This window comes from Tenacibaculum sp. XPcli2-G (assembly GCF_024124505.1).
GTDB classification, from domain to species: domain Bacteria; phylum Bacteroidota; class Bacteroidia; order Flavobacteriales; family Flavobacteriaceae; genus Polaribacter; species Polaribacter mesophilus.
On sequence record NZ_JAMXSH010000001.1, the window covers coordinates 892,082 to 918,337 of the forward strand.

Below are 26,256 nucleotides of genomic sequence, written 5' to 3' on the forward strand. Positions count from 1 at the left end.
AAAATAATTAAGCGATAAAAGTACATATTTTACTTGGTATTCTTTACAGAATTAAATTAGAAGTTTGAAATCAGTAAATTAGCTATCCCTTTTGTAGATAGTTAAAAAAGAGCAAATGCTTTTTGCGAAATCTTAAATTTAATAACTTTGCAAACATCTATTTTTGAATAATTTAAAATGAGTGAAACGATATTAATTTTAGGAGCTTGCGGGCAAATAGGAACAGAATTAACCCAAAAATTACGTGCTATTTATGGAGCAGATAATGTAATAGCTTCCGATATTAGAGAAGGAAATGCAGAAATGATGAGCTCAGGGCCTTTTGAAATCATCGATGCTACTAATCAAGAGCAAATTTTAAGTGTTGTTCAAAAACATAAAGTAACTCAAGTATACTTAATGGCTGCAATGTTATCAGCAACTGCTGAAAAGTACCCATTAAAAGGTTGGGATTTAAACATGACTTCGTTATTAGCGGTGTTAGAGTTAGCAAGAGAAAAATATATTCAAAAAATATACTGGCCTAGTTCAATGGCTGCTTTTGGACCAACATCACCAAAAATGAATACGCCACAGCAAACCATTATGGAACCTTCTACGGTTTATGGAATAAGTAAAGTAGCAGGAGAGCATTGGTGTAATTATTACCATGATAAATATGGGGTAGATGTACGAAGCATTCGTTATCCAGGAATTATAAGCTGGAAAACGTTACCAGGTGGAGGAACGACTGATTATGCTGTTGATATTTACTTTGATGCATTGAAAAAAGGAACTTTTGAGTGCTTTTTGTCAGAAAATACACGTTTACCAATGATGTACATGGACGATGCTATCAATGCAACTATCCAGTTAATGCAAGCAGATGAAGAAAATATTAAAACAAGAACTTCATACAACTTAGCAGCAATTAGTTTTACACCAGCTGAAATAGCTGCAGAAATTAAAAAATACATTCCAGAGTTTACCATCACCTATAATCCAGACTTTAGACAAGCCATTGCTGATAGTTGGCCTCAAGTAATTGATGATTCAGCAGCAAGAAAAGATTGGGGATGGAGACATCAGTTTGACTTAGCTTCTATGACTAAAGATATTATTACCAATTTACAAGCTAAGACTGAAGAATCAGCAAAAGTGTAAGGTTGTATTTATGTTTTAGTCTATGTTATTCAAGTTTTATAATGAATTGTAACTTAGGTTACCTAAGATTTATTATAGATAAAATACTTTTGTAATAACAATACATTTACGATGAAAAAAATTATTCAAAATAGCTTAGAAAAGGCATTCTCTTATAGTGAATATAGAGATTTAGTAAGTGACTTAATAGCACAAGGAAAATCTACAGGACCTAATCAATCAGATGATTTATTAAACTATAGTAAGTTAAATGATAAACGTATGAAGCGTTTAGACAAAACGGTAAAATTAACTGAAGAAACACTTGCTAAAATTAAAGATGTAAAAGAGTCGCAAACTTGGTTAGTGTTAACAGAAGGATGGTGTGGTGATGCAGCGCAAAACCTACCGGTAATAAATAAAATAGCAGAAGAAAATCCAAACATTAATTTAAAACTAGTTTTACGAGACGAAAACTTAGAGTTGATGGATGAATTTTTAACGAATGGAGGAAGATCAATTCCTAAATTGATTGCTTTAAATAAAGAGAACGAAGTAATCAATACTTGGGGACCAAGACCTACCGAAGCAACAAAAATGGTTGTTGATTATAAAGAAAAACATGGTAGTTTAGATGCTGATTTTAAAACAGATTTACAAGTTTGGTACAATAAAAATAAAGGAGAAAATACACAAGAAGATCTTATATCAATGCTTCAGTAATAAAGTGTATAATCAAGCTAGAAATTCCCCTTTTTGTTTTTCATCAAAAAGGGGAATTGTTTTCTGTATCTTTGCGCTCATAATGAATAAATATGTTTGTAGAATTCAGTAGTTTATCAGAAGAGGCAAAAGTTTGGGTATACCCATCAAGTCGAAAATTTTACCCACAAGAAATTGACGGGCTAAAAGAAAAATTACACCATTTTGTAGAAGAGTGGAAGCCTGAAGATACTGATTTCAAAGCTTCTTTTGAGTTAAAATACAATCGTTTCATTATTTTTTCTGTTGAAGAAGGTTTAGTATTAACGAATGAAGATATTGATAAACAAGTGGCATTTATTTTACAACTACAAAAGGAACATAAAGTGGAGTTGTTAGATAAAATGAATGTGTGTTTTAAGCAAGGAGAATTTATTCAGTACAAAGACGTCAAAGAGTTTAAAAAGCTGCTTAAAAAGAAGTCTGTATCAGCTAAAACAATAGTTTTTGATAATTTAGTGCAAACTAAAATAGAATTAGAAAATTATTGGGAAGTACCTATTACAGAAAGCTGGTATAGTAGATTTTTATAGGCTATTGATAAACTCATCAACACTTTGTGCGTTATCAACAGAAAAATCTCCAATTTTGGTTCTTCGTAATACAGATAAATGTGCTCCAGAATTTAAAGCTTCCCCATAATCGTTGGCAATAGAGCGAATATAAGTTCCTTTACTGCACACAATTCTAAATTCTACGTTAGGTAAATCAATTTTGGTGATTTCAAACTCGTTGATTTCCACTTCGCGAGCCTTAATTTCAGTAGTTTCACCCTTTCGAGCTAATTCATATAAACGCTTTCCATCTTTTTTAATAGCTGAAAAAATTGGTGGTTTTTGCTGAATTTTACCAATAAACTGCTCAGTAGTTTTGTGTAGTAACTCTTCTGTTATATGCTCTGTAGGGAATGTTTCGTTAATTTCAGTTTCTAAATCATAACTAGGTGTGGTAGCACCCACAATAAATGTACCTGTGTATTCTTTTACTTGCCCTTGATATTCGTTAATGTTTTTGGTTTGTTTTCCAGTACAAATAATTAACAAGCCAGTAGCTAAAGGATCAAGAGTTCCAGCATGTCCCACTTTAATTTTTTTGATATTAAAATGCTTACGAATATGCCAGCGAAGTTTATTCACTACCTGAAAGGAAGTCCATTCTAAAGGTTTATCAATTAGTAAAACCTGTCCGTTTTTGTAATCTTCTGCAGTCATCTAGAAAAATAAAGAATAGCCAATGGCAATTAAACCTACAATAGCACAGTATAATGAAAAATATGATAGTTTACTCTTTTTAACTAAGGCTATCATCCAAGTACACGCTAATAATCCAGAGATAAAAGCAGCAACAAATCCAGCAGATAATGGAACGATCTCTGAGCTTTGAAAGTTAATATCTCCACTTAAAATATCTTTAGCAACTTTTCCTAAAATTAAAGGTACCACCATTAAAAAAGAAAAACGAGCAGCTTTAGTTCGGTCTACACCTAATAATACAGATGTTGAAATAGTAGCTCCTGAACGTGAAATTCCAGGTAACATGGCAATAGCTTGAGAGATTCCTATAATTACTGAGCTTTTAAAAGAAACACTTTTGTTTGTGTTTTTAGCTTTATCAGCCAATAAAAGTAATACAGCAGTTACCAAAAGCATAAAACCTACTAATAAAACTTTTCCTCCAAAAAAACTTTCCAATTCTTTTTCAAAGGCTAAACCAATTACCACAGCAGGAATCATAGATAGCACAATTTTTACAGAAAACTGCATTTCCTCATTCCATTGAAACTGAAATAAACCTCTAAAAATTTCAGCAATTTCTTTTCTAAACACTACGATAGTACTTAATGCTGTTGCAGCATGTAATACGACGGTAAAAGTTAAGCTCTCTTGAGGTACAGAAGTGTCTCCAAATAAAGCTTTTGCCAATTCTAAATGACCACTAGAGGATACAGGTAAAAATTCAGTAAGACCCTGGATAATTCCAAGGATAATTGCTTCTAATAAATCCATGCTTATTTTTTAGGATTGGCAAAAATAGCATAAATTTCTATACCTAATCCAATAATAACTAAGGTAGGAGCTAAACGAATTCTACGCCAACTATATATTTCTGGATTGAACACATTAGGATCATCACTACCGCCACCTGCCATTAAAATAAATCCTAAGGCAATTACAGCGATACCAATAAGCATAATGATATAATTTCGTTTACCGAATAGAAATTCTTGTTTTGGTGAATTGTCTTTTTTCATAAATATTTTAGTAATACAAATCGTTAGTTTGTAAATTTAAGAATCGTTGTGTAGCAAAGAAGGTACTAATCCATGTAATAAAAAATGCAACCAATATAACTCCACCAGCTACATAACCTAATGCAACGTAATCTGTTAGTAGCTCTAATGTAGGTATGTATTTATCTACATAATAAATTAGAATACCTAATCCACTTATTGCTATAAAAGCTCCTAGTAATCCTAGTTTTATACTTTGCCAAATAAAAGGTTTACGAATAAAGCTTTTTGTAGCACCTACCATTTGCATGGTTTTTATATTGAATCGTTTTGAATAAATCGATAATCGGATAGAACTGTTTATTAAAATAATAGCAACCAACCCGAAAAAACCACTTAATACTAAGAGCCAAAAACTAATACGTTGAATATTTTTGGTAAGTAATTGTACTAACGGTTTGTCGTAACTTACTTCGTCTACAAACTTGTTTTTATCAAAAGATTTTTCAAGCTCACTCATTTTTTCAGGAGTCACAAAATCTGCTTTTAGATAAATGTCTATTCCATTTTTTAAGGGATTATCTCCCAAAAATTGTAAAAAATCTTCACCTAAATCTTTTTTATACTCTTTGGCGGCATCTTCTTTAGAAATATAAACCACCTTATTAACAAATTCTTCTTTTTTAATAGATTCTTTAAGACTTTTAATATTTTTATCAGCAACTTCATCTTTTAAGAAAAGTGTCATAACTACTTTTTCCTTAAAATGATTTGCAACTTTTGTTGATTTTAAAAGAACTAAGCCTAAAACACCAATCATAAAAAGTACAAGTGCAATACTTACTACTACTGATATGTATGAAGATTGTAATCGGCGTTTTTGAAAAGAATCAAAAGAAGTTGTCATTAGTAAATACTGATTTTAAGGCGTTGCAAGATACAAATATTTAATTTTTAAATACTTCCTATTCTTCTATCTCTTGGCATAACTCTATAAGTACACCATTGGTAGTTTTAGGATGTAAAAAAGCTACTAGTTTATTATCGGCTCCTTTTTTAGGAACCTCATTCAAAACTGTAAAACCTTCACCTTGTAAACGCTTAATTTCTTCTTTTATGTTGTCAACTGCAAAAGCAATATGGTGAATTCCTTCTCCTTTTTTTTCTATAAACTTGGCTATAGGGCTATCAGGCTTTGTAGCTTCTAATAATTCAATTTTATTAGGACCAGATTTAAAAAATGAAGTTTTTACACCTTCGCTAGCAACTTCTTCAATTTTATAATGTGCTTCTCCAAAAAGAGAAGCAAATAATGAGTTAGATTTTTCTAAATCTTTAACGGCGATACCAATATGTTCAATTTTGTTCATAACGTAAAAGTAAAAAATATAGAGAACTATCTATAAACTTTCTATTGCTATTTTTTCAGCCATAATAATAAGTACATCTGATTGATTTATCATTGAAAGTATTTGTGAGCTAATTCCTTTAAGTTGTTCATGATTACAACAAAACCTCCAAACTTGTTCTAGGAATTGCGTAAAATCTTCATTTGTGTCGTATTTAAACTGCTTGGTTTGGTAAATTACTGCTAAAAGTTGCTCTATCAAGGTTGTTGAATTATCTAAAATGGTAGCATAGGGAGTGTATACTTCCCATAAGTCTTGTTGAGCTTCTGTTAATGTTGAAGCTCCTAATTGTAGAGTCTCTTTTTTCTTATTTCTACTATTTGGGATGAATGAACTTAACATGGCTCTTTTAACTGCAAATTTTGATGAATCTGGTAAATTAAGTGCTTTCAATACTTCTTCTGTAGCTAACAACCAATTGCGAATATTTTTAGCGCTTTGTGTATTTTTTTTCTCAATTTGATTCGCTAACTCATGTATTTCGTTCAATTGAGTTTTGAGTTGATTGATTATTTTTGTAATTGATTTTCTCATAACTATTCTGGTAATAGTTTGGTTTCTCTTACACCATCTTCATTTTCTGAAGTATACCACTCCATGCCTTCTTCATTTAAAGTCATTTTAATCTGAACTATATTTTCAGGTTTGATTTCGTTTAGTTTATGAGCTTCTACAATAACTTTCGTGTTTTTTTGTGTTATTTGTCTACTTTTAATAGATGGTCTTAATTCTGAATTAAGCTTTTTAACTAATACGTCGTAACTCACCTTTTCACTATAAATAGAAATAAACTCTTTAGATAATTGTTGTGAAAACCTTGATAACACAGGGTCAACTTCACCAGTTGCTTTTATGTTTTTTTCAAGTTCATCTGTTCTTTGTGCTATTATTGAGCGAAGCATAGTAGATGTCTTTCTATCAAAAGAAGTAATTTTTGAAGCATCTTTTAAAATTGTATAGGCTTGTGAATTGAAAGCAACATTATCAATAGGTTCGTAATCGGCTTCATAAGTCTCTTCTAATTCTCCAATGGCTACAGGAATGGTGAGTTCAATATTTTGTGCTTTAAAACGAGGAATAGAAAAGTGTTTTAAGAGCTCATGACGTGAAAACTTCTCAGCAATCTCTAAAGATTTCAAATCAGACATTAAACGTGCTTCTGCAATGCTGGTGGCAATTCCACCTAAATATTCATTTAAATTTACCATAATAAAAATTTTAAAAAAGAGGTTGTACGGTTTGGTACGGTACAACCCCGTTATAAATGTTAAGCTACAGCAGCAATACTATCCTCTAACATATTTAAGATTCTACTTAACCCTTCTGGTAACTCGTCGTTTACAGCACGAACTTTTACACCTAGGTTATATGTCTTATCTACCTTAACACCTTGAGATGTGTTTCTTTTGTAAGATGCTGAAGCTTTAAAGTTTACAATTTTGTAATTGATTCCTAATTCTGCACTAGCTGCAAACTCAGATGATACGTTGCTCGTTTCAGTAGAGCTTAAACGAGCATTAAAATCAATGTTTACTTCATCAATACGGATTGATGGAATGGTAAGCATTGTTAGAAATGGTACTTTGATTTCAATTTCACTTTTTATAAACTTTGGATTGTTAGCATCAACAGCCTTGTCAGGATCATAATCAGGATTAGGTACTGATTTTTCATACTGAAAATCAACGTAACGTAAAGAGTCTGGATTGGCAGGGTCATTGCTTTTTTCAAAACCTACTTCTTTAATAAAGTTTACAGTAGCCATCGAAGCTGCTGTTTGTGCTTGTATCGCAGCTTGTAAAGGACCTCCAACATATACATTGAAATCCAAACTGTTTAATTCTGGAACTAAATTTGGCATATTTTTTATTTTGTGTACCTACTCTGTTTATAATTAGGCTTTTCGGTTGTCGCCCAGTATTTCGAAATAACTGATGGCAAAATTGAATGAAATTTAGAGTTTAGTTTTGAGGAGTATCACGGTAAAAACATTGTAATAAACCTAGGTTTTTAAGAAGGTTTTTCTCCTTGTAGGCTTTGAGGAGTAAAAAATAAGATATATTTTAAAAAGAAAGAAAAAAAACAAGAGTCTATGTCATGAAAAAGTAATAGTTAAAACATTTATAGGTATAAGGGGTTTTTCCTGTATTTATGTTGTTAACTGTCTGATTTGTTGTTTGTAGAAGTAAATATTTTAATCTAGTTAAAAAAATGTAAGTATTTTTGAAATATAATAAAATTAGCGAAATTTAAGAATTATGAGAAAAATTTTACAAAGTATTTTAGGGCTTATATGCCCAAAACCACAAGAGCCATCCAAACCAAAAACATTACTCACGTATAAAGAAATCGTATTGATGCTTTCAGAGTATGATGAAACACGTTTAAAAATTTTAACTAATGAGTTAGGTTTTGAAGATACTAGGGTTAATACATTTGGGTTTCAAGAGTTAAAGAACTACTTAGACTATGTAGAAAAGATAGCTAATAAAAAAGGAATTCAATTAAAGGGTATTAGCTTTATTAAAGGTGTTTATAATAAAGAAAACACATATATTGATAAATATGAAGGTTACGAAAACTTACTATATACTCCAACAGCAATTGTTGATGGTGTTGAAGTTGCTATAGATGTTTTAAAGTCAAAAAAAGGGAAAATAGTTACTTTAAAAGAAGTCTTAGAACATAACGGTTATGAGTGGCGTTATGACTCAAGAAAGAAAAAAGAGACACAGAAACATGAAACTAAAACTATGATGATGCGTACTGAAATAACTCTTGAAGATTCAGAAAGTGGAGTAGGGAATAAGACAAAAATAGCACCACCACACGATTAATTTTTAGAATATTTATGATTTCTTATTTCTCATTGGTTATCCAAGTAATTACTCTGATTGTCTCTTTAGTTATGTTAAAGAAGTATAACACGATTTTTTTAATGCTTTTGACTATCTTATGTTTTAGTACAGTGGTTGTAGAGGTGATTGGAGATTATCACGTTAAAAATGGAACATCAAATTTTATATATTATTACGTATTTACATTAGTCGAATGTAGCTTAATTACTTTGATGTACATAAATTTAGCAACAGATAACAAGACAATTAAGATTCATAAGTTATTTTTTCTGTTTTTTTTAATATCATGGCTTATTGTATGGATAAATCGTGATTTTTTCAGATATTGTTTGTTAGTAGAATCAATAGTAATTGGTGTTTATGTTTTACTTTTTTTAAGAAATTTACTGCTATCTGATAAAATTCTTAGTTATAAAAAATCCCTGTCTTTTTGGATTTCAATAGGTTTTATGGTTTTCTATCTTCCATCAATCCCTTTTTTTATAATTCTTGAGTATATGCAAAATAGAAAATTATTTTTTGTATTAGATGTTTTAACAATTTTAATGGGATTACTTATAATTTATGGATTATTATGCAGCAACAAGAAGGAGAGATATTAATTATTTCGACATTAATTATAATAATTGTTATTGTTTTTTTAATTGTACTGTTTACAATTTTTCAACGCCGTAAAAATAAACTGTTGCAAGAAAGAGATAAAAACAAAAAACGTTATGAACGTGAAATTGCTGAAACTCAGATAGAAATAAGAGAAGAGACTTTAAGAAATATTAGTTGGGAGTTGCATGATAATATTGGTCAACTCCTAACTTTAGCAAAAATACAATTACAACATGCCTCTCCTGACAATATGGGAGAAATCTCAGAAATTATAGCAAAAAGTTTAACAGAAGTAAGAGCCTTATCAAAAATAATTAATCCTGATTTTATTAATAATATCAAATTAAGAAAAGCTTTAGAATTAGAGATTGAACGATTCAATAGATTGAATTATATCGAAGCAAGTTTAAGAGTAATAGGAAAAGAAATAGAAATAAATCAAAAGCATGGAATAGTAATTTTTAGAATCCTTCAAGAGTTTTTTTCTAATACTATAAAGCACTCTAAAGCATCTAAATTAGATGTGTTTTTGAGTTATAAAGAAGATTCAATAGAAGTAAAAGCTCAAGATAATGGAGTAGGCTTTGATATGGAAAGAGCTAGATTTAAAGGCTTAGGATTGCAGAATATAAAAGCAAGAGCAAAACTAATTAATGCGGAAACAAAGTTTATGTCAGAGCCCCAAAAAGGTACAGGTTTAATAATAAATTACTATATTTAAAGAACTTTAGTGTATTTCCCCAACAACTAATAACGAAATATAACCCACAAAAATTATGAAATACTCAGTTGTTGTTGTAGATGATCATACGTTATTATCACAAGCTATTGAAGGTATGGTAAATACTTTTGATAAATTCAAGGTGCTTTACACTTGCAAAAATGGTAAAGAAGTTGAAGAAAAGTTTTTGGCATCACCTAAAAATATACCAGATTTAGTTTTAGTAGATGTTAATATGCCTGTGATGAACGGTATTGAAACTACAGAGTGGATAGTGAATAACTACCCACAAGTACATGTTATGGCATTGTCTGTAGAGGACGCTGACGGCACTATTTTAAAAATGTTAAAAGCTGGTGCTGTAGGGTACTTGCTAAAAGATACTAAGAAAGAAATTTTAGAGAAAGCGTTGTTAGAAATGATGGACAACGGATTTTATCATACCAGAAATGTTACCACGTTATTGTTAGATTCCGTTTCAGGAAAGAACTCACGAAATAACCTAGCGTTTAAGGATAATGAAATAACTTTTATGAAGCTAGCATGCTCGGAATTAACATACAAAGAGATTGCTGAAAAAATGTTTTTAAGCCCAAAAACAATTGATGGTTATCGAGATAGTCTATTTACCAAACTAAATGTAAGAAACAGAGTGGGCTTAGTTATGTATGCTATAAAAAATAAAATTTACACTCCGTAATTTTATGCTTAAATTTGCAGCATGGAAGAAACAAATAGACAGCGAAAAATAGCAGGAGTGTTGCAACAGGATTTGGTAGACGTTTTACAACGTGCAGCTCAAGATGGAATGAAGGGAGTGATTATATCGGTTTCTAAAGTTTCAGTTACTGCCGATTTGGGAGTAGCAAAAGTATACTTAAGTGTTTTCCCTTCAGAAAAAAGAGATGAAATTATTGAAGGAGTAAAATCTAATACACCCTTAATTCGTCATGAATTAGCACAACGAACAAAAAATCAATTACGAAGAATGCCAGAATTGTTGTTCTTTGGAGATGATAGTTTGGATTATATTGAGGATATTGATAAGTCTTTAAAAGGAGAAGATGTAGACCCAATAAAAAATCCAGATGTTCTGCCTCGTCGTCAAAAACGTTAATAATTTTTGTTACTTTGGCTAGCTAAATTTATGAATGCTTGAACTTTCCTTTATACATAGCTAAGAGATACTTATTTTCTAAAACAAGTACTAATGCAATAAATATAATCACAGCAATAGCTGTTTTTGGTGTTGTCGTTGGTACCTTGGCTTTGTTTGTTGTATTATCTGGTTTCTCAGGATTAAAAACGTTTAGTGATTCATTACTTAATGCTTCTGATCCCGATATAAAAATTACCGCATCTAAAGGAAAGACTTTCCTGTACTCTCAAAAAATAGATAGTATTTTACAGCAAAACAAAGAGATAGAAGCTGCATCAAAAGTAGTGGAAGAACGTGTTTTTTTAAAGTATAAAAACAAAGAGCACATAGCTCAAATTAAAGGAGTAGATTCTAATTATCCAAGAATTATTCCGACTGATTCTTTGCTGACAGTAGGTGCTTGGATTGACGAAGAGTATAAAAATACGGCGGTAGTTGGGTATGGAATATCGTATAAACTATCACTGGGTATTTTTAATTTTGGGGAAGCACTTCAAATTTTAGTGCCTAAACCAGGAAAAGGATTTATCAATGCTAATAATGCTTTTCGATCTGTTTCTACACAAATAGTAGGAGTATATACAGGTGCGGAAGAATTTCAGAACAAATATGTGTTTACTGAAACTTCACTTGCTCAAGAATTGTTAGGATACGACGATAATCAAATTACGGGTGTTGAACTTCGCTTAAAAGAAGGGGTAAATCTTGATACATTCCAAAATAACTTACAAAATGTTTTAGGAGATGAATTAAAAGTGCAAACCCGCGCACAGTTAAATACGTTATATTATAAAGTGATTAATACCGAAAACTTCATTTCGTATTTAATCTTTACGTTAATTGTTGCTATAGCTTTGTTTAATGTGATAGGGTCAATTATCATGATGATTATCGATAAACGTCAAAACCTAAAAACGCTGTTTAATTTAGGAAGTAGTATAAACGATATAAAAAAGATATTCGTACTGCAAGGTTTCTTACTAACACTTGTAGGAATGACAATAGGAATTGCTTTAGGTGTTATCATTGTAATAATACAACAACGTTTTGAGTTGCTAATGATTACACAAAATCTAGCATACCCAGTAGAGTTTAAGTGGATAAACTTATTGGTAGTGGTTGTTACAATTTCAGCTTTAGGATATTTAGCAGCAAAAATTGCAAGTTCAAGGATTTCAAAAAGTTTTATTGAACGATAAGTTTTTATTTACCCTATTTCAGGAATCGTTGCATTTCCAAACTTAGCTTGTACTTCGTCAAAAGCTGCAAAAACATCTTTAGGATCGTCAGAAGTAACCATTTTCATTCTGTGTTCTTTAAAATGTGGAATTCCCTTAAAATAGTTTGTATAGTGTCTTCTTGTTTCTACAACACCTAAATGTTCACCTTTCCAGTCAATAGACATTTCTAAATGACGACGAGCCATGTCAACACGTTCAGAAATTGTTGGTTTAGATAAATGTTCGCCAGTTTTAAAATAATGTTTTACCTCATTAAAAAACCAAGGGTATCCAATAGAAGCACGACCAATCATACAGCCATCTAATCCGTATTTGTCACGCATTTCCATGGCTTTTTCAGGAGAATCAACATCCCCATTTCCAAACACAGGAATATGCATTCTTGGGTTGTTCTTTACTTCAGCAATTGGAGCCCAGTCAGCATTACCCTTGTACATTTGAGCACGCGTACGCCCATGAATAGAGATTGCTTTACAGCCAACATCTTGCAAACGTTCGGCAACTTCAACAATTCGAATAGAATCATGGTCCCAACCCAAACGAGTTTTTACAGTAATAGGTAAGTTGGTGTGTTTAACCATTGCTTCGGTAAGTTTTACCATCAAGTCAATATCCTTTAAAATTCCAGCCCCAGCTCCTTTAGAAACTACTTTTTTTACTGGGCAACCGAAATTGATATCAATAATATCTGGATTCGTTTTTTCAACAATCTCAACTGAACGTAACATAGAATCTAAATTTGCGCCAAAAATTTGAATCCCCACAGGGCGCTCCTTTTCGTAAATATCTAGCTTCATTACACTCTTTGCTGCATCGCGAATCAATCCTTCCGAAGAAATAAATTCAGTATACACCACATCAGCACCGTTTTCTTTACATAAAGCTCTAAACGGTGGATCACTCACATCTTCCATTGGCGCTAATAACAGCGGGAAATCAGGAAGTTCTATGTTACCTATTTTTATCATGCTGCAAAGTTACTTTTTTTTAAGTAATTATGTATATTTCGCTTTTTAACTCACAAACTTTTTTATTGAAACTTCCTTTTGAGCCTATTTTGTTCGGTTACACGATTAATATTCATCTTGTTTTAGAATATTTAGCATTTTTTTTAGCTTTTCGTTATTATGTTTTCTTGCGTAAGAAAAAAGAAGACGATATTTCTTCTCAGAATAGGTTGTCAATTATTTTAGGAGCTGCAGCTGGAGCTTTAATTGGTTCTCGATTGGTGGGAGTGTTAGAAAATCCTTTAGTCACTTTTTCTACAGAAAACATAATTCAAATTTTGAATACAAAAACAATTATGGGAGGCTTGTTTGGTGGCTTGTTAGGTGTTGAAATTGCAAAAAAAATAATAGGAGAAACAAAATCGTCGGGTGATTTGTTTGTGCTCCCAATAATTGTAGGAATTTTTATAGGGAGGATAGGATGTTTTCTTTCTGGAATTAATGAATTTACTTATGGAAGAGAAACTGCTTCTTTCTTAGGTATGGATTTAGGGGATGGAGTATTAAGGCACCCAGTTGCATTATATGAACTGGTGTTTTTAGTAGGGTTATTCATCAGTTTAAAATACCTAAAGAAAGAATACATTTTACAATCAGGAGAACTTTTTAAGTTTTTTATGTTAGCTTATTTTGGTTTTCGCTTTTGTATAGAGTTTTTAAAACCCAATACTTTTTTAATTTTTGGTTTAAGCACTATTCAAATACTATGTATAGTTTGTTATGTATATTACACAAAATTTATAATTCTAAAAATAAAAAATGCCAGAAAGAAAATATAACTACTACGATTTTACATTGAGTTTATGTCCTGAATGTTTAAAAAGAGTAGATGCCAAAATAGTATTTGAAGACGACAAGGTTTATATGCTTAAGCGTTGTAGAGAACATGGAAGTTCAAAAGTGTTAATAGCAGATGATGTTGAATATTATAAAAATATCAGAAACTATAACAAACCTAGTGAAATGCCCTATACGTTTAATACAAAAACAGATTATGGATGTCCTTATGATTGCGGATTATGTCCAGATCATGAACAGCATTCATGTTTAACCGTTGTTGAGGTTACCGATAGATGTAATTTAACTTGCCCTACTTGTTATGCAGGTTCATCACCTACGTATGGACGCCATCGAACACTAGAAGAAGTAAAAGCGATGTTAGATGCTGTGGTGAAAAATGAAAAAGAACCTGATGTAGTACAAATCAGTGGAGGAGAGCCAACGATACACCCTCAATTTTGGGAAATTTTAGACTATGCAAAATCACTTCCTATCCGACATTTAATGTTGAATACTAACGGGATTAAAATAGCGAAAGACGTTGCTTTTGCTGAACGATTGAAAACCTATACACCCGATTTTGAAATTTACTTACAGTTTGATTCGTTTGAAGATAGTGTGTTGAGAGAGTTGAGAGGAGCAGACTTGAATGAAATTCGCAGACAAGCAATCGAAAACTTGAATAAGTTAAATCTATCAACAACTTTAGTAGTTACGCTTCAAAAAGGATTAAATGATCACGAAATAGGTAAAGTAATTGATTATGCCTTGCAGCAAAAGTGTGTGAGAGGGGTTACGTTTCAACCAACACAAATAGCTGGAAGGTTAGAAGGCTTTAATCCAGAAACGGATAGAATGACGCTTACTGAAGTTAGAAGAAAAATAATGGAACAAACAGATGTTTTCAACGCTGACGATTTAATTCCAGTACCTTGTAATCCTGATGCTTTGGTAATGGGATATGCTCTAAAATTGGGAGGAGAAGTGTTTCCGTTAACTAGGTATATTAATCCCAATGATTTGTTAGATAATAGTAAAAACACCATTATTTATGAGCAAGATGAAGCGCTACACGGAAAAATGATAGAGTTATTTAGTACGGGGAATTCTGTTGAAGTGGCAGAAGAAAATTTAAAATCAATCATGTGTTGTTTACCAAATATTGATGCACCAGAGCTAGGGTACGATAATTTATTTAGAGTTATAATTATGCAGTTTATTGATGCTTATAATTTTGATGTACGAGCGGTAAAAAAATCATGCGTGCATATAGTAGACAAAGACAATAAAATTATTCCTTTTGAGACAATGAATCTCTTTTATAGAGATGATAAAAAAGAATATTTAGAAAAGTTAAGACAAGAAATATAAGAAAAAGGATATGGTATTTTTAGAAGTAGGCGATCTTTCAGGTTTATTCGTAATTATAGGTTTAATTATGTTTGGTCCACCCGTGTTACTAGCTGTTATTGGAGCAGCTATTAGAAAAAAAAGTAAAACAGCTTCAAAAATATTTTATATACTAGCTGTTTTGTATCTGATAATTGGATTAGGTATATGTGGTAGTATGCTTACCTAAATAAGAGTATAATTTTCGCTATTTATTTTGTTTGTAGTAGCCTGCAAATAAAGTATCTTTGCAAATTACAAGTAGTTAGAATTACGACGAATGAATCCATTCTAGATATTGAGCTAATAAAAGTTTATGTTACATGTTTAGAAATGGCTTGAGAAACTTTACATTGAATGAAGAACATTAGAAATTTTTGCATAATTGCACATATTGATCATGGTAAAAGTACCCTTGCAGATAGATTATTAGATTATACAGGGTCGGTTACTGAGCGTGAAAAACAAAATCAGTTACTTGATAACATGGATTTAGAACGTGAACGTGGAATTACCATTAAATCACACGCTATTCAGATGGACTATGTTTATGAAGGTGAAGATTATATATTAAACCTAATTGACACTCCAGGTCACGTAGATTTTTCTTATGAAGTTTCTCGTTCTATTGCAGCATGTGAAGGAGCATTACTAATTGTAGATGCGGCACAAAGTATACAAGCACAAACTATTTCTAACTTATACCTAGCGTTAGAAAATGATTTGGAAATTATTCCAGTATTAAATAAAGTAGATTTACCTTCAGCAAACCCAGAGGAAGTAACAGATGATATTGTTGATTTGTTGGGATGTGAGCCTGAAGATGTAATTCACGCAAGTGGAAAAACAGGTTTTGGAGTAGATAATATCTTAAGGGCAATTATTGAAAAAATTCCTGCACCGAGTGGAAGTCCCGATGCACCTTTAAAAGCATTGATTTTCGATTCAGTATACAATTCGTATCGTGGAATTGAAACCTACTTTAGAGTAATTGATGGTTCTATTAAAAAGAATCAACAAATAAAGTTTATGGCTACAGGTAGACAGTATGGAGCAGATGAGGTAGGAACTTTAAAACTAAGCCAAGTTGTAAAAAACGAAATTAAAACTGGAGATGTAGGTTATTTAATTACAGGAATTAAAGCAGCGAAGGAAGTAAAAGTAGGAGATACTATTACCGATTTTGCCAATCCAACTACTGATAGAATTGAAGGATTTGAAGATGTAAAACCAATGGTATTTGCAGGAATTTACCCTGTAGATACTGAAGATTACGAGGAACTACGTGCTTCAATGGAAAAGCTGCAATTAAATGATGCTTCCTTAGTCTTTCAACCAGAAAGTTCAGCTGCACTTGGTTTTGGTTTCCGATGTGGATTCTTAGGAATGCTACACATGGAAATTATTCAAGAGCGTCTAGAACGTGAATTTAATATGACGGTAATTACTACGGTTCCTAACGTAAGTTACCATGCATTCACGAAGAAAAATCCTGATGAGGTTATTATAGTGAATAACCCATCAGATTTACCAGATCCATCAAAGTTAGATAGGGTAGAAGAACCATTTATCAAAGCTTCAATTATTACAAAGGCCGATTTTGTAGGACAAGTAATGTCGCTTTGTATTGAAAAACGCGGACAAATTGTAAATCAAACTTATTTAACTCCAGAGCGAGTGGAGTTAATTTTTGATATGCCGTTGGCAGAAATCGTTTTTGATTTTTACGATAGATTAAAAACAGTATCTAAAGGTTATGCATCGTTCGATTACCATCCAATAGGAATGCAAAAATCGAAGTTAGTTCGTGTAGATATGTTGCTTAATGGACAAATTGTTGATGCGCTTTCAGCTTTATTACATGATAGTAATGCGTATTCAATAGGAAAACGTATCTGTGAGAAGCTAAAAGAACTGATTCCAAGACAACAATTTGATATTCCTATTCAAGCAGCAATTGGAGCAAAAATTATTGCTCGTGAAACAGTTAAAGCTTTACGTAAAGATGTAACTGCAAAATGTTATGGAGGAGATATTTCTCGTAAACGTAAGCTTTTAGAAAAGCAGAAAAAAGGTAAAAAACGTATGCGTCAAGTAGGGAACGTAGAAATTCCACAGCAAGCGTTTATGGCAGTATTGAAGTTGAATGACTAGTTTTTTTGAAATTAGAATAGATAAACAAGAACATATAAAAACCCCGTTTTGATGAAATCAAAACGGGGTTTTTATATTAGATTATCAAATTTCCAAATTGTTACATTGAATTTTAATCCCTATTTCCTAAAACTTGCAAAGCCCAATACAATAGCATTGCTAAAGAACCTAGAGCAGCTACTAAATACGTTCTTGCAGCCCATTTTAAAGCGTCTTTAGATCCAGCTAGTTCTTCACGAGTAACCATGTTTTTATTTTCTAACCAAGCTAAGGCTCTATTACTCGCATCATACTCAACAGGTAAGGTAACAAAGCTAAAAACAGTACCTAAAGCCATAAATGCTAAACCAGCTAAAGCAATATAAAAACCAATACCTGTACTACCAGAAGCAGCACCAAAAGCAATACCACCAATTACCATCCATTGAGAAAAACGAGAAGTAATACTTACCATAGGTACTAGTTTAGATCGCATTTGTAAATATTGATAAGCTCTAGCATGCTGTACAGCATGCCCTACCTCGTGAGCAGCTACAGCAGCTGCGGCAGCATTTCGTTGGTTGTACACAGCTTCACTCAAGTTTACAGTTTTGTTTTGAGGGTTGTAATGATCGGTTAACATACCTGGTGTAGAAATTACCTGAACATCGTAAATACCATGATCAGCTAGCATTTTTTGTGCAATTTCAGCACCACTCATCCCGTTTCGTAAATGAACTTGAGAGTATTTTTTAAACTTTCTTTTTAACGTATTACTCACTAACCAACTGAAAAGAGATATAATACCAATTAGAATATAAAATCCTATCATAATCTATATAGTTTTAAAATTTTGTATCATTTTTGTTGGTTAAATTTACAACATAAATTATTCCAAATTATTAACGGTATAAAAAAATGTCAAAATGGCAAATCAACCTAAAATTTTAATAGTTTACACAGGCGGAACTATTGGTATGGTTAAAGACTATAATACGGGAGCGTTAAAAGCATTTGATTTTAGTCAAATCTCAAGTAAAATTCCAGAATTACAGCAGCTTAATTGCGAAATTAATACAATATCGTTTGATGAACCAATTGATTCATCAAACATGAGTGTACATTATTATATACAAATAGCAGATATAATCTCCGATAATTATGACAAGTTTGACGGATTTGTAGTGCTAACGGGCTCAGACACCATGTCGTATACATCGTCTACAATAAGCTTTATGTTTGAAAATTTACAAAAGCCTGTGATTTTTACGGGATCACAATTGCCTATTGGAGATTTACGTACAGATGCTAAAGAAAATTTAATTACATCTATACAAGTAGCATCAGCCTATGAAAATGGCAAACCAGTAATTCAAGAAGTAGGATTATATTTTGAATATAAATTATATAGAGCAAACAGAACTACAAAAATAAATGCTGAACAATTCGAAGCATTTGCTTCTATGAACTATCCTCCCTTAGCAGAAAGTGGTGTGCATTTAAATTTTAATTACCCATTATTACTCAAACCTCGGGGAGATCAAAAAGAATTAATAGTAAGAAAGAATTTAGATAATCATGTAGCTATTTTAAAGTTATTCCCTGGTATAACAGAGTCTGTAGTGAGAAGTTTTATGAATATTCCAGATTTAAAAGGAATTATTTTAGAGACCTATGGATCAGGAAATGCACCAACTGAAAAATGGTTTGTTGATTTATTAGAAGAATCAGTAAGTAAAGGGATTTACATTGTTAATGTAACGCAATGCAAAGGAGGAAGTGTAATTTTAGGGCACTACGAAACAAGTTCAGAATTAAAACGTATTGGCATCGTTGACGGTAAGGATATTACAACCGAAACAGCCATTGCTAAAATGATGTATTTGTTGGGAGAAAAGCTTTCAAAAGAAGAATTTACGCATTATTTTCAAATACCTCTTAGAGGAGAAATGGTTTAGTTTGTAAATAAATCGTTAATTTTGTGTATGTAACTGCTTGAAATACTATAGAAAAGAGTTAAAAAGGGGTAGATTAATAGAAATACTATAGTTTTTTTTTAATGTACCAACATTTTTTTGTTACTTGCCACTCTGTAAAATTAAAAGCGTAATAAGTACAAGTGAAGAATTACTTATTTTGTAAAAAAATAAGATATTCATAGTAAAATTTGTATTTTTAACCCGTTAACTATTTAAAATTAATTATAACAAAATGAAAAAAGTAGTAAATATCCTAACTGTTACAGGATTTATGTTTTTAGGAGCTATTCAATCAACTTATGCTCAAGAAGCTGAGAAAACTTTTCACCAAGAGTTAAAGCAACGTTTTATTGAAGGAGACCCTAAGTTTATGGGAATTGTATTGGTAGCCTTAATTTTAGGTTTAGCTATTGCAATTGAAAGAATTATTTATTTAAATATGGCTACAACAAATACTAAAAAATTAGTAGCAAGCGTTGACGAAGCATTAAGTTCAGGAGGTGTAGAAGCTGCTAAAGAAGTATGTAGAAATACAAAGGGTCCTGTTGCCTCTATCTTTTACCAAGGTTTAGAAAGAGCTGATGAAGGGTTAGAAGCTGCTGAAAAAGCTGTAGTAGGATACGGTGGAGTACAAATGGGATTATTAGAGAAAAATGTTTCTTGGTTATCTTTATTTATCGCATTAGCACCGATGTTAGGGTTTATGGGGACTGTAATTGGTATGATTGATGCATTTGATAGAATTGCTGTAGCAAACGATATCTCTCCAGCGGTAGTAGCAGGTGGTATTAAGATTGCATTATTAACAACAGTATTTGGTCTTATCGTAGCGATTATTTTACAAATTTTCTATAACTACATTATTTCGAAAATTGATAGTATCGTTAACAACATGGAAGATGCATCTATCTCTTTAATCGATTTATTAGCTAAGTATAAAAAATAATCAATCAATATGAATAGTAAAATATTAACATTACTAGTAGCTGCAATTTCACTTATCGGTGCTGCATTATTTTTAAATGTGGCAAGAATAGATAAAGAAGATTTAGAGGCAGTATCAAGTGCTGTTTCTCCTTTAGTAACTTATTCTTATTGGTTATTGATTGCAGTAGTAGTAACAGCAGTTGCAGCTTCAATGTGGGGGATGTTTAAAAATCCTGCAGCATTAAAAAAGGTATTATTAGGTGTTTTAGCATTAGCAGTTCTTTTTGCAGTGTCTTATTTCTTATCTTCAGATGCACAAGTGATTGGAGCAGATGGAGCAGAATTAGCAGCACAAGGAAGTACATCTAAATGGGTAGGAACAGGGATTACATACAGTATTATCTTAGGGGCAATAGCTGGTGCATTCTTTGTTTGGGATTTATTAAAAGGAATAGTTAAATCATAAGTTAATATGGCAAGAAGAGAAAACCCAGAAATTAATGCAGGTTCGATGGCAGATATTGCCTTCTTGCTACTTATCTTTTTCCTTGTAACTACTACTATGGATGTTGATTCAGGTATCCCTAAAAAGTTAGCTGAAAAGACTGATGTAAAGCCACCAATTATTAAAGAAAAAAATATTTTTCAAGTAAGCATTAACCGAAACAATCAACTTTTAGTTGAAGATCAGGCAATGGAGTTGAAAGACTTAAAAGATGCTGCTATTAAATTTATTGATAATGGTGGGGGTATTGGTAACCCAATGCCAGGAATGGAAGCAGGAACTACTTGTAATTACTGTAAAGGTGATAAAGACCCTGAGTCGTCAGATCATCCAACAAAAGCAGTAATCTCTGTTGAGAGTGATAGAGGTACTGAGTATGGTACGTATGTGGCTGTGCAAAATGAGTTGTTAAGAGCTTATACAGAGTTACGTAACAGGTTATGCCAAGAAAAATATGGTATGAGCTTTACAGAGTTAGAACAAGCTTTTAAAGACAGTGCAAGAAAAGATGAGTCATTAAGAAAGAAAGTTGAAGATATTAAGGCGAGTTATCCTCAAATTATTTCTGATACAGACCCAACAAATGTTCAATAATAGTAAAACAATAGAATATGTCTAAATTTAAAAAGAAGAAAAAAGGATTGCCAGCATTATCCACGGCGTCTTTACCAGATATTGTTTTCATGTTATTATTCTTCTTCATGGTAACTACTACCATGAGAGAAACAGATTTACAAATAGATTCACCTCGTTTACCAAGTGCCAGTGAGGTAAAGAAGCTTGAGCGTAAAAGTTTGGTGAGTACAATTTATGTTGGTAAAGCTAAAGACCCAAAGTATGGAACAGGGTACAATAGAATACAGTTAAATGATAAAATAGCGACTCCAGATGAAGTTCCTTCTTTTATCTATCTTGAAAGAGATAATGTTTCTGAAGCAGAAGTACCTTTTATGACAACTTCTATAAAAGCAGATAGAGAATCGAGTGTAGGTACATTAGCTGACATTCGTGAGAAATTAAGAGATGTTAACGCTCTTAAATTAAGTTTATCTACTCACAAGGGAGATGTTATTAAGAAGTAATTACTTTTAAATAAAACAAAAAGAGCAATCTATTGATTGCTCTTTTTTTATACAAAAAAAAGTATCTTTATCGTTAGTTAATTATCTATGAAGTATATAGTAAGTTTTTTCGTGTTTTTTCTGTCATTAACTACTTTTTGCCAGAAAGATTCTTTACAGTTAGGGGATAAGTATTGGGAAGATCAGTTATACATTGATATAACATATAACTTATTAAAAGATCAACCAGATGGAATCGGGAAGACTGGTTTCTCTTATGGTCTAGGTGTCGGTTACATGAAGGATATACCCTTTAATATAAATGGTAGAACAGCAATGGCTATAGGTTTAGGGTATAATTATGACTCATTCAGTCATGAGTTAAAAGTGCTAGAAGGAAATGTAAAAGAGTATGAAACTGACCCTGACATTTCATCCAACAAAATAAAACTTCACAATTTAGAAATGCCTATTCAGTTTAGATGGCGATCTTCAGATGCAAATACGTATTCATTTTGGCGTTTTTATGCGGGTTTTAAAGTCTCTTATAACATAAGTAATAGTTTTCGATACGATTCACCAACAGGAAGAGTTAGTTTTTCAAATGTTGAAAAATATAATAAATGGCAAGCAGGATTAACTTTGTCTGCAGGTTATGGTACATTTAATTTCCATGTATATTACGGATTGTCACCTATGTTTAAAAATGTAACTCTGAATGGAAAATCAATAGATAGTAAAATAGTTAAATTAGGCCTAAGCTTTTATTTACTATAATACACAATAGGCAATAAAAGGACTTAATAAGCCAATAAAAAAACCTAAGTATACTTCTCTTACCTTATGAGCTTTTAAATGTAATCTTGAGCTTGCAAGAAGGCCAGCTAAAAAAATAAATGATATAATTATAGGGAGTACATAAACAGCTTGTATTTGTTGAAACAATAAGAAATATCCAACTGCAACTCCCATAGACAACAAATGGAGGCTTCCTTTAATTTTAAAAGGAAATAGCAAGTAAATAAAGCCTAAACCAAATACAGTTCCGTAAAAGAGGTAGCTAACGTCTTTTAAAATACTCATACTAGCAAACATTTTTCCTAGAATTAAAAATAAAGTCATCATAAAGAAAATTGGAAATTTTCGTTCGTTTATACTATATACGCGAAAAGATTTTATGTGACCAATAGACTTTAAGAAAACTAGCAGAAGCATAGGTATAATGTATGTAGCTACAAATACTATTGCCAATATAGTATATTGTTGTTGTTTATTTAAGCTTATTGGAGAAAGCAGGAAATACAATATAACTCCTATAGTAGGCATTACAATAGGGTGAAGAATGGTTGATATGAATTTATGCCATCGCATTAAATTTCTTTGCGTAACCTCGCGACAGGAATGTCTAATTGTTCACGATATTTAGCAACTGTTCTTCTAGCGATGGGGTATCCTTTTTCTTTTAAAATTTTAGATAATTTTTCATCGGTAAGAGGTTTTCGTTTGTCTTCCTCTGTAATTACAGTTTCTAAAATTTTCTTAATTTCTCTAGTTGAAACATCTTCTCCTTGGTCGTTTTTCATCGATTCAGAAAAGAATTCCTTAATCAATTTTGTACCGTAAGGTGTAGAAACATACTTACTACTAGCAACACGAGAAACAGTTGAGACATCCATACCAATTTCGTCAGCAATATCTTTTAAAATCATAGGTTTTAACTTACGCTCATCACCTGTTAAAAAATATGCTGACTGACGATGCATAATTGCATTCATTGTTACTAAAAGGGTCTGTTGACGTTGTTTTATAGCATCAATAAACCACTTTGCAGCATCTAATTTTTGCTTTATAAAGAGTACAGCATCTTTTTGAGATTTAGTTTTCTCTTTAGCGTCCTGATACCCTTTTAACATATTGTTATATTCTCTAGAAACATGTAATTCTGGAGCGTTACGAGAGTTCAAAGTTAAATCTAAGTTCCCATCAATAATTTTAATTGAAAAATCGGGAACTATTTGCTCTGCTATTTTATTATTTCCAGCGTAAGAACTTCCAGGTTTTGGGTTTAGTTTGCTTATTTCGCTAATAATCTCCTTTAATTGTTCTTCAGAAATATTGAATTTTTCTAGAAGCTTCTTGTAGTGCTTTTTAACAAAATGATCAAAAGCTTCTTCTAAAATTCTTATCGCTAATGCTCTGCTTTCATTTTCAGATTTAGCTTTTAATTGAATGATTAAACACTCTTTTAAATTTAAAGCACCTACACCAGTAGGGTCTAATTTTTGAACAACATTTACCAAAACATTATGTACTTTTTCCTCAGTAGTAAAAACATTTTGGGTAAAAGCTAAGTCGTCAACTAGATCTATAATATCTCTACGGATATAACCACTATCATCAATACTACCTACCAAAAACTCAGCAATAGCACGTTCTTCTTCGTTAATTCTAAAAGTATTTAATTGATTTTTTAAAGATTGATGAAAGCTAGTACCTGCTGCATAAGGAATTTGCTTGTCTTCATCATCTGAAGAATAGTTGTTAGTTTGCGTTTTATAACTAGGGTATTCATCATCACTTAAATACTCATCAATGTTTATATCTTCAGCATCTATTTTTTCATTACCCGAATCGTCATAATCAACATCATTGGCTAAGCTATCCTCAAAATTTTCAGGCTCGTCTTTACCAGTATCTAATGCGGGATTTTCTTCAATTTCTTGTTTCAAACGTTCTTCAAAAGCTTGCGTAGGCAATTGAATTAACTTCATCAACTGTATTTGTTGTGGAGATAATTTTTGAAGTAATTTTTGATGTAAACTTTGTTTTAGCATATATACAAAGATATGAAATAGGACAAAAAAAATCGCCATTCGTAAAGGAATGACGATTGATATTTATAAGTTTTATGATTTTTTTAAAACTCAGCGTTTTGAGGTGTTCTTGGAAAAGGAATAACGTCACGAATATTGCTCATTCCAGTTGCAAATAAAACTAAACGTTCAAAACCTAAACCAAATCCAGAGTGTACAGCTGTACCAAATTTACGAGTGTCTAAGTACCACCATAATTCTTCTTCAGGAATATTAAGTTCTGCCATTTTTTCTTTTAAAACGTCTAAGCGTTCTTCTCTTTCAGAACCCCCTACCATTTCTCCAATTCCAGGGAATAAAACATCCATAGCACGTACCGTTTTACCATCTTCATTTAAACGCATGTAAAATGCTTTTATATTTGCTGGATAATCGAATAAAATCACAGGACATTTAAAGTGCTTTTCAACTAAATAACGCTCATGTTCTGATTGTAAATCAACACCCCATTCGTTAACAGGAAATTGAAATTTCTTCTTCTTGTTAGGCTTAGAATTTCTTAAAATATCTATTGCTTCTGTATAGCTTACACGCTTAAAGTTATTATCTACAACAAATTTTAATTTTTCAATTAAGCCCATTTCACTACGCTGTGCTTGAGGTTTCGTTTTTTCCTCTTGTGCTAAGCGATTATCTAAGAAAGCCAAATCATCTTTACAGTTGTCTAATACATATTGTAATACATATTTAATAAAGTCTTCAGAAAGGTCCATGTTAGCATCTAAATCGTTAAAAGCTACCTCTGGTTCAATCATCCAAAATTCTGCTAAATGACGTGTAGTATTAGAGTTCTCAGCTCTAAAAGTAGGCCCGAAAGTATATATTTTACCTAATGCCATCGCATAGGTTTCACCTTCTAATTGACCAGAAACTGTTAGGTTAGTTTCTTTTCCAAAGAAATCTTTAGAATAATCAATTTCACCTTCTTCGTTTACAGGAGCTTTGTTTGCTTCAAACTGAGTTACTTTAAACATTTCTCCAGCGCCTTCAGCATCAGAACCTGTAATAATTGGAGTATTTACATAGTAAAACCCGTTTTGTTGGAAGTACTGATGTACTGCAAATGATAATGCAGAACGTAAACGCATTACAGCACTAAAAGTGTTAGTTCTTACTCGTAAATGAGCATTTTCACGTAAAAACTCTAAACTGTGTTTTTTGGGCTGAATTGGATATTCATCAGGATTTGAATCTCCTAAGATTTCCAAATTGTTTACCTGAATTTCTACTGTTTGTCCTTTACCTTGACTTTCAACCAAAGTACCTTGAATGCTTACAGCTGCTCCAGTATTTATTCTTTTTAATAAAGTTTCGTCGGTATTTTCAAAATCTACAACACACTGAATATTATTAATAGTAGAACCATCATTTAAAGCAATAAAACGATTGCTTCTAAAAGTTCTTACCCACCCTTTTACGTGTACTTCTTGTAAAAATTTGTCAGATTGTAATAAATCTTTAACGCTACTTCTTTTCATGTCTTTATATCTTCAATAA

Annotated in this window: 31 protein-coding genes; 18 read left to right on the top strand and 13 right to left on the bottom strand. The window is 31.8% G+C overall.

What is annotated here, in order from left to right; all coding sequences use genetic code 11:
• Positions 1–177: 177 nt before the first annotated feature.
• The 3 genes from NH341_RS04005 (at position 178) to NH341_RS04015 (ending at position 2,417) form a co-directional block, all read left to right on the top strand.
• Positions 178–1,143, top strand: coding sequence for an NAD-dependent epimerase/dehydratase family protein (locus NH341_RS04005; protein ID WP_047789964.1), 966 nt, complete (start codon positions 178–180; stop codon positions 1,141–1,143).
• 111 nt (positions 1,144–1,254) lie between these two features.
• Complete coding sequence (locus NH341_RS04010; RefSeq protein WP_253055734.1) at positions 1,255–1,845, top strand: thioredoxin family protein; 591 nt, start codon at positions 1,255–1,257, stop codon at positions 1,843–1,845.
• 92 nt (positions 1,846–1,937) lie between these two features.
• Entirely contained in the window at positions 1,938–2,417 is a 480-nt protein-coding gene (locus NH341_RS04015; protein WP_253055735.1) for an ABC transporter ATPase, read from the top strand.
• On the opposite strand, the gene truB is transcribed toward NH341_RS04015, so the two are convergent.
• Genes truB through NH341_RS04055 form a run of 8 tightly spaced genes read right to left on the bottom strand, consistent with a single transcriptional unit; the run spans position 2,412 to position 7,384 of the window.
• On the bottom strand, positions 2,412–3,095 hold the full coding sequence (gene truB / locus NH341_RS04020; protein ID WP_167712973.1) for a tRNA pseudouridine(55) synthase TruB: 684 nt from the start codon (positions 3,093–3,095) through the stop codon (positions 2,412–2,414). The two genes, NH341_RS04015 and truB, sit on opposite strands and share 6 nt — an antisense overlap.
• Entirely contained in the window at positions 3,096–3,890 is a 795-nt protein-coding gene (locus NH341_RS04025; RefSeq protein ID WP_073182106.1) for an undecaprenyl-diphosphate phosphatase, read from the bottom strand.
• Positions 3,891–3,892: 2 nt separating this feature from the next.
• Entirely contained in the window at positions 3,893–4,135 is a 243-nt protein-coding gene (locus NH341_RS04030; protein WP_047789969.1) for a DUF3098 domain-containing protein, read from the bottom strand.
• A gap of 7 nt (positions 4,136–4,142) precedes the next feature.
• Positions 4,143–5,021 (bottom strand): ABC transporter permease, encoded by an 879-nt coding sequence (locus NH341_RS04035; RefSeq protein WP_073182105.1) that lies wholly within the window; start codon positions 5,019–5,021, stop codon positions 4,143–4,145.
• Positions 5,022–5,079: 58 nt separating this feature from the next.
• Positions 5,080–5,484 carry a methylmalonyl-CoA epimerase gene (mce, locus tag NH341_RS04040; protein ID WP_073182103.1) on the bottom strand — a complete coding sequence of 135 codons (405 nt, stop codon included), beginning with the start codon at positions 5,482–5,484 and terminating at the stop codon, positions 5,080–5,082.
• A 30-nt stretch (positions 5,485–5,514) separates the two neighbouring features.
• On the bottom strand, positions 5,515–6,057 hold the full coding sequence (locus NH341_RS04045; protein WP_047789972.1) for a hypothetical protein: 543 nt from the start codon (positions 6,055–6,057) through the stop codon (positions 5,515–5,517).
• Between the two features lie 2 nt (positions 6,058–6,059).
• Positions 6,060–6,731 carry a hypothetical protein gene (locus NH341_RS04050; protein WP_047789973.1) on the bottom strand — a complete coding sequence of 224 codons (672 nt, stop codon included), beginning with the start codon at positions 6,729–6,731 and terminating at the stop codon, positions 6,060–6,062.
• 59 nt (positions 6,732–6,790) lie between these two features.
• Positions 6,791–7,384 carry a DUF2589 domain-containing protein gene (locus NH341_RS04055; protein ID WP_047789974.1) on the bottom strand — a complete coding sequence of 198 codons (594 nt, stop codon included), beginning with the start codon at positions 7,382–7,384 and terminating at the stop codon, positions 6,791–6,793.
• 397 nt (positions 7,385–7,781) lie between these two features.
• Here NH341_RS04055 and NH341_RS04060 point away from each other — a divergent pair, with 397 nt between their 5' ends.
• From NH341_RS04060 to NH341_RS04080, 5 genes are all read left to right on the top strand, one after another.
• Positions 7,782–8,360, top strand: a complete 579-nt coding sequence (locus NH341_RS04060) for a hypothetical protein (protein ID WP_253055736.1) — start codon at positions 7,782–7,784, stop codon at positions 8,358–8,360.
• A gap of 595 nt (positions 8,361–8,955) precedes the next feature.
• Entirely contained in the window at positions 8,956–9,705 is a 750-nt protein-coding gene (locus tag NH341_RS04065) for a sensor histidine kinase (RefSeq protein WP_159614284.1), read from the top strand.
• A 52-nt stretch (positions 9,706–9,757) separates the two neighbouring features.
• Positions 9,758–10,405: a response regulator transcription factor gene (locus tag NH341_RS04070; RefSeq protein WP_082118668.1), complete on the top strand. Its 648-nt coding sequence runs from the start codon at positions 9,758–9,760 to the stop codon at positions 10,403–10,405.
• A 21-nt stretch (positions 10,406–10,426) separates the two neighbouring features.
• Positions 10,427–10,822 (top strand): 30S ribosome-binding factor RbfA, encoded by a 396-nt coding sequence (gene rbfA, locus NH341_RS04075; protein WP_047789979.1) that lies wholly within the window; start codon positions 10,427–10,429, stop codon positions 10,820–10,822.
• A 38-nt stretch (positions 10,823–10,860) separates the two neighbouring features.
• On the top strand, positions 10,861–12,063 hold the full coding sequence (locus NH341_RS04080; protein WP_253055737.1) for an ABC transporter permease: 1,203 nt from the start codon (positions 10,861–10,863) through the stop codon (positions 12,061–12,063).
• An 8-nt stretch (positions 12,064–12,071) separates the two neighbouring features.
• Here the strand turns inward: NH341_RS04080 and dusB are convergent, their stop codons facing one another.
• A complete protein-coding gene (dusB, locus tag NH341_RS04085) occupies positions 12,072–13,073 on the bottom strand; it encodes a tRNA dihydrouridine synthase DusB (protein WP_047789981.1) in 1,002 nt (333 codons plus the stop codon).
• Positions 13,074–13,138: 65 nt separating this feature from the next.
• On the opposite strand from dusB, the gene NH341_RS04090 reads away from it, so the two are divergent.
• From NH341_RS04090 to lepA, 4 genes are all read left to right on the top strand, one after another.
• Complete coding sequence (locus NH341_RS04090; RefSeq protein ID WP_253055738.1) at positions 13,139–13,891, top strand: prolipoprotein diacylglyceryl transferase; 753 nt, start codon at positions 13,139–13,141, stop codon at positions 13,889–13,891.
• Entirely contained in the window at positions 13,872–15,263 is a 1,392-nt protein-coding gene (locus NH341_RS04095) for a radical SAM protein (protein ID WP_239178110.1), read from the top strand. The genes NH341_RS04090 and NH341_RS04095 overlap by 20 nt, the downstream gene beginning before the upstream one ends.
• Before the next feature lie 10 nt (positions 15,264–15,273).
• Positions 15,274–15,471, top strand: a complete 198-nt coding sequence (locus tag NH341_RS04100; RefSeq protein ID WP_073182094.1) for a hypothetical protein — start codon at positions 15,274–15,276, stop codon at positions 15,469–15,471.
• A gap of 167 nt (positions 15,472–15,638) precedes the next feature.
• Positions 15,639–17,435 carry a translation elongation factor 4 gene (gene lepA / locus NH341_RS04105; RefSeq protein ID WP_159614280.1) on the top strand — a complete coding sequence of 599 codons (1,797 nt, stop codon included), beginning with the start codon at positions 15,639–15,641 and terminating at the stop codon, positions 17,433–17,435.
• A gap of 112 nt (positions 17,436–17,547) precedes the next feature.
• Here the strand turns inward: lepA and NH341_RS04110 are convergent, their stop codons facing one another.
• Positions 17,548–18,246, bottom strand: a complete 699-nt coding sequence (locus tag NH341_RS04110; protein WP_047789985.1) for a zinc metallopeptidase — start codon at positions 18,244–18,246, stop codon at positions 17,548–17,550.
• 94 nt (positions 18,247–18,340) lie between these two features.
• On the opposite strand from NH341_RS04110, the gene NH341_RS04115 reads away from it, so the two are divergent.
• The 6 genes from NH341_RS04115 (at position 18,341) to NH341_RS04140 (ending at position 22,663) form a co-directional block, all read left to right on the top strand.
• Positions 18,341–19,372, top strand: a complete 1,032-nt coding sequence (locus tag NH341_RS04115) for an asparaginase (RefSeq protein WP_047789986.1) — start codon at positions 18,341–18,343, stop codon at positions 19,370–19,372.
• Between the two features lie 253 nt (positions 19,373–19,625).
• Positions 19,626–20,339 carry a MotA/TolQ/ExbB proton channel family protein gene (locus tag NH341_RS04120; RefSeq protein WP_047789987.1) on the top strand — a complete coding sequence of 238 codons (714 nt, stop codon included), beginning with the start codon at positions 19,626–19,628 and terminating at the stop codon, positions 20,337–20,339.
• A 9-nt stretch (positions 20,340–20,348) separates the two neighbouring features.
• The gene (locus NH341_RS04125; protein ID WP_047789988.1) at positions 20,349–20,786 is read left to right on the top strand and encodes a hypothetical protein; all 438 of its coding nucleotides are present in this window, start codon (positions 20,349–20,351) and stop codon (positions 20,784–20,786) included.
• A gap of 6 nt (positions 20,787–20,792) precedes the next feature.
• Entirely contained in the window at positions 20,793–21,419 is a 627-nt protein-coding gene (locus NH341_RS04130) for a biopolymer transporter ExbD (protein WP_047789989.1), read from the top strand.
• A 17-nt stretch (positions 21,420–21,436) separates the two neighbouring features.
• A complete protein-coding gene (locus tag NH341_RS04135; protein ID WP_047789990.1) occupies positions 21,437–21,907 on the top strand; it encodes a biopolymer transporter ExbD in 471 nt (156 codons plus the stop codon).
• Between the two features lie 87 nt (positions 21,908–21,994).
• On the top strand, positions 21,995–22,663 hold the full coding sequence (locus NH341_RS04140) for a porin family protein (protein WP_253055739.1): 669 nt from the start codon (positions 21,995–21,997) through the stop codon (positions 22,661–22,663).
• On the opposite strand, the gene NH341_RS04145 is transcribed toward NH341_RS04140, so the two are convergent.
• The 3 genes from NH341_RS04145 to asnS all read right to left on the bottom strand — a co-directional run bounded on the left by NH341_RS04145 (position 22,658) and on the right by asnS (position 26,237).
• Entirely contained in the window at positions 22,658–23,257 is a 600-nt protein-coding gene (locus NH341_RS04145) for a hypothetical protein (RefSeq protein ID WP_047789992.1), read from the bottom strand. The two genes, NH341_RS04140 and NH341_RS04145, sit on opposite strands and share 6 nt — an antisense overlap.
• Positions 23,257–24,720 carry an RNA polymerase factor sigma-54 gene (gene rpoN / locus NH341_RS04150; RefSeq protein ID WP_253055740.1) on the bottom strand — a complete coding sequence of 488 codons (1,464 nt, stop codon included), beginning with the start codon at positions 24,718–24,720 and terminating at the stop codon, positions 23,257–23,259. The genes NH341_RS04145 and rpoN overlap by 1 nt, the downstream gene beginning before the upstream one ends.
• Before the next feature lie 83 nt (positions 24,721–24,803).
• Positions 24,804–26,237: an asparagine--tRNA ligase gene (gene asnS / locus NH341_RS04155; RefSeq protein ID WP_159509355.1), complete on the bottom strand. Its 1,434-nt coding sequence runs from the start codon at positions 26,235–26,237 to the stop codon at positions 24,804–24,806.
• Positions 26,238–26,256: the final 19 nt, after the last annotated feature.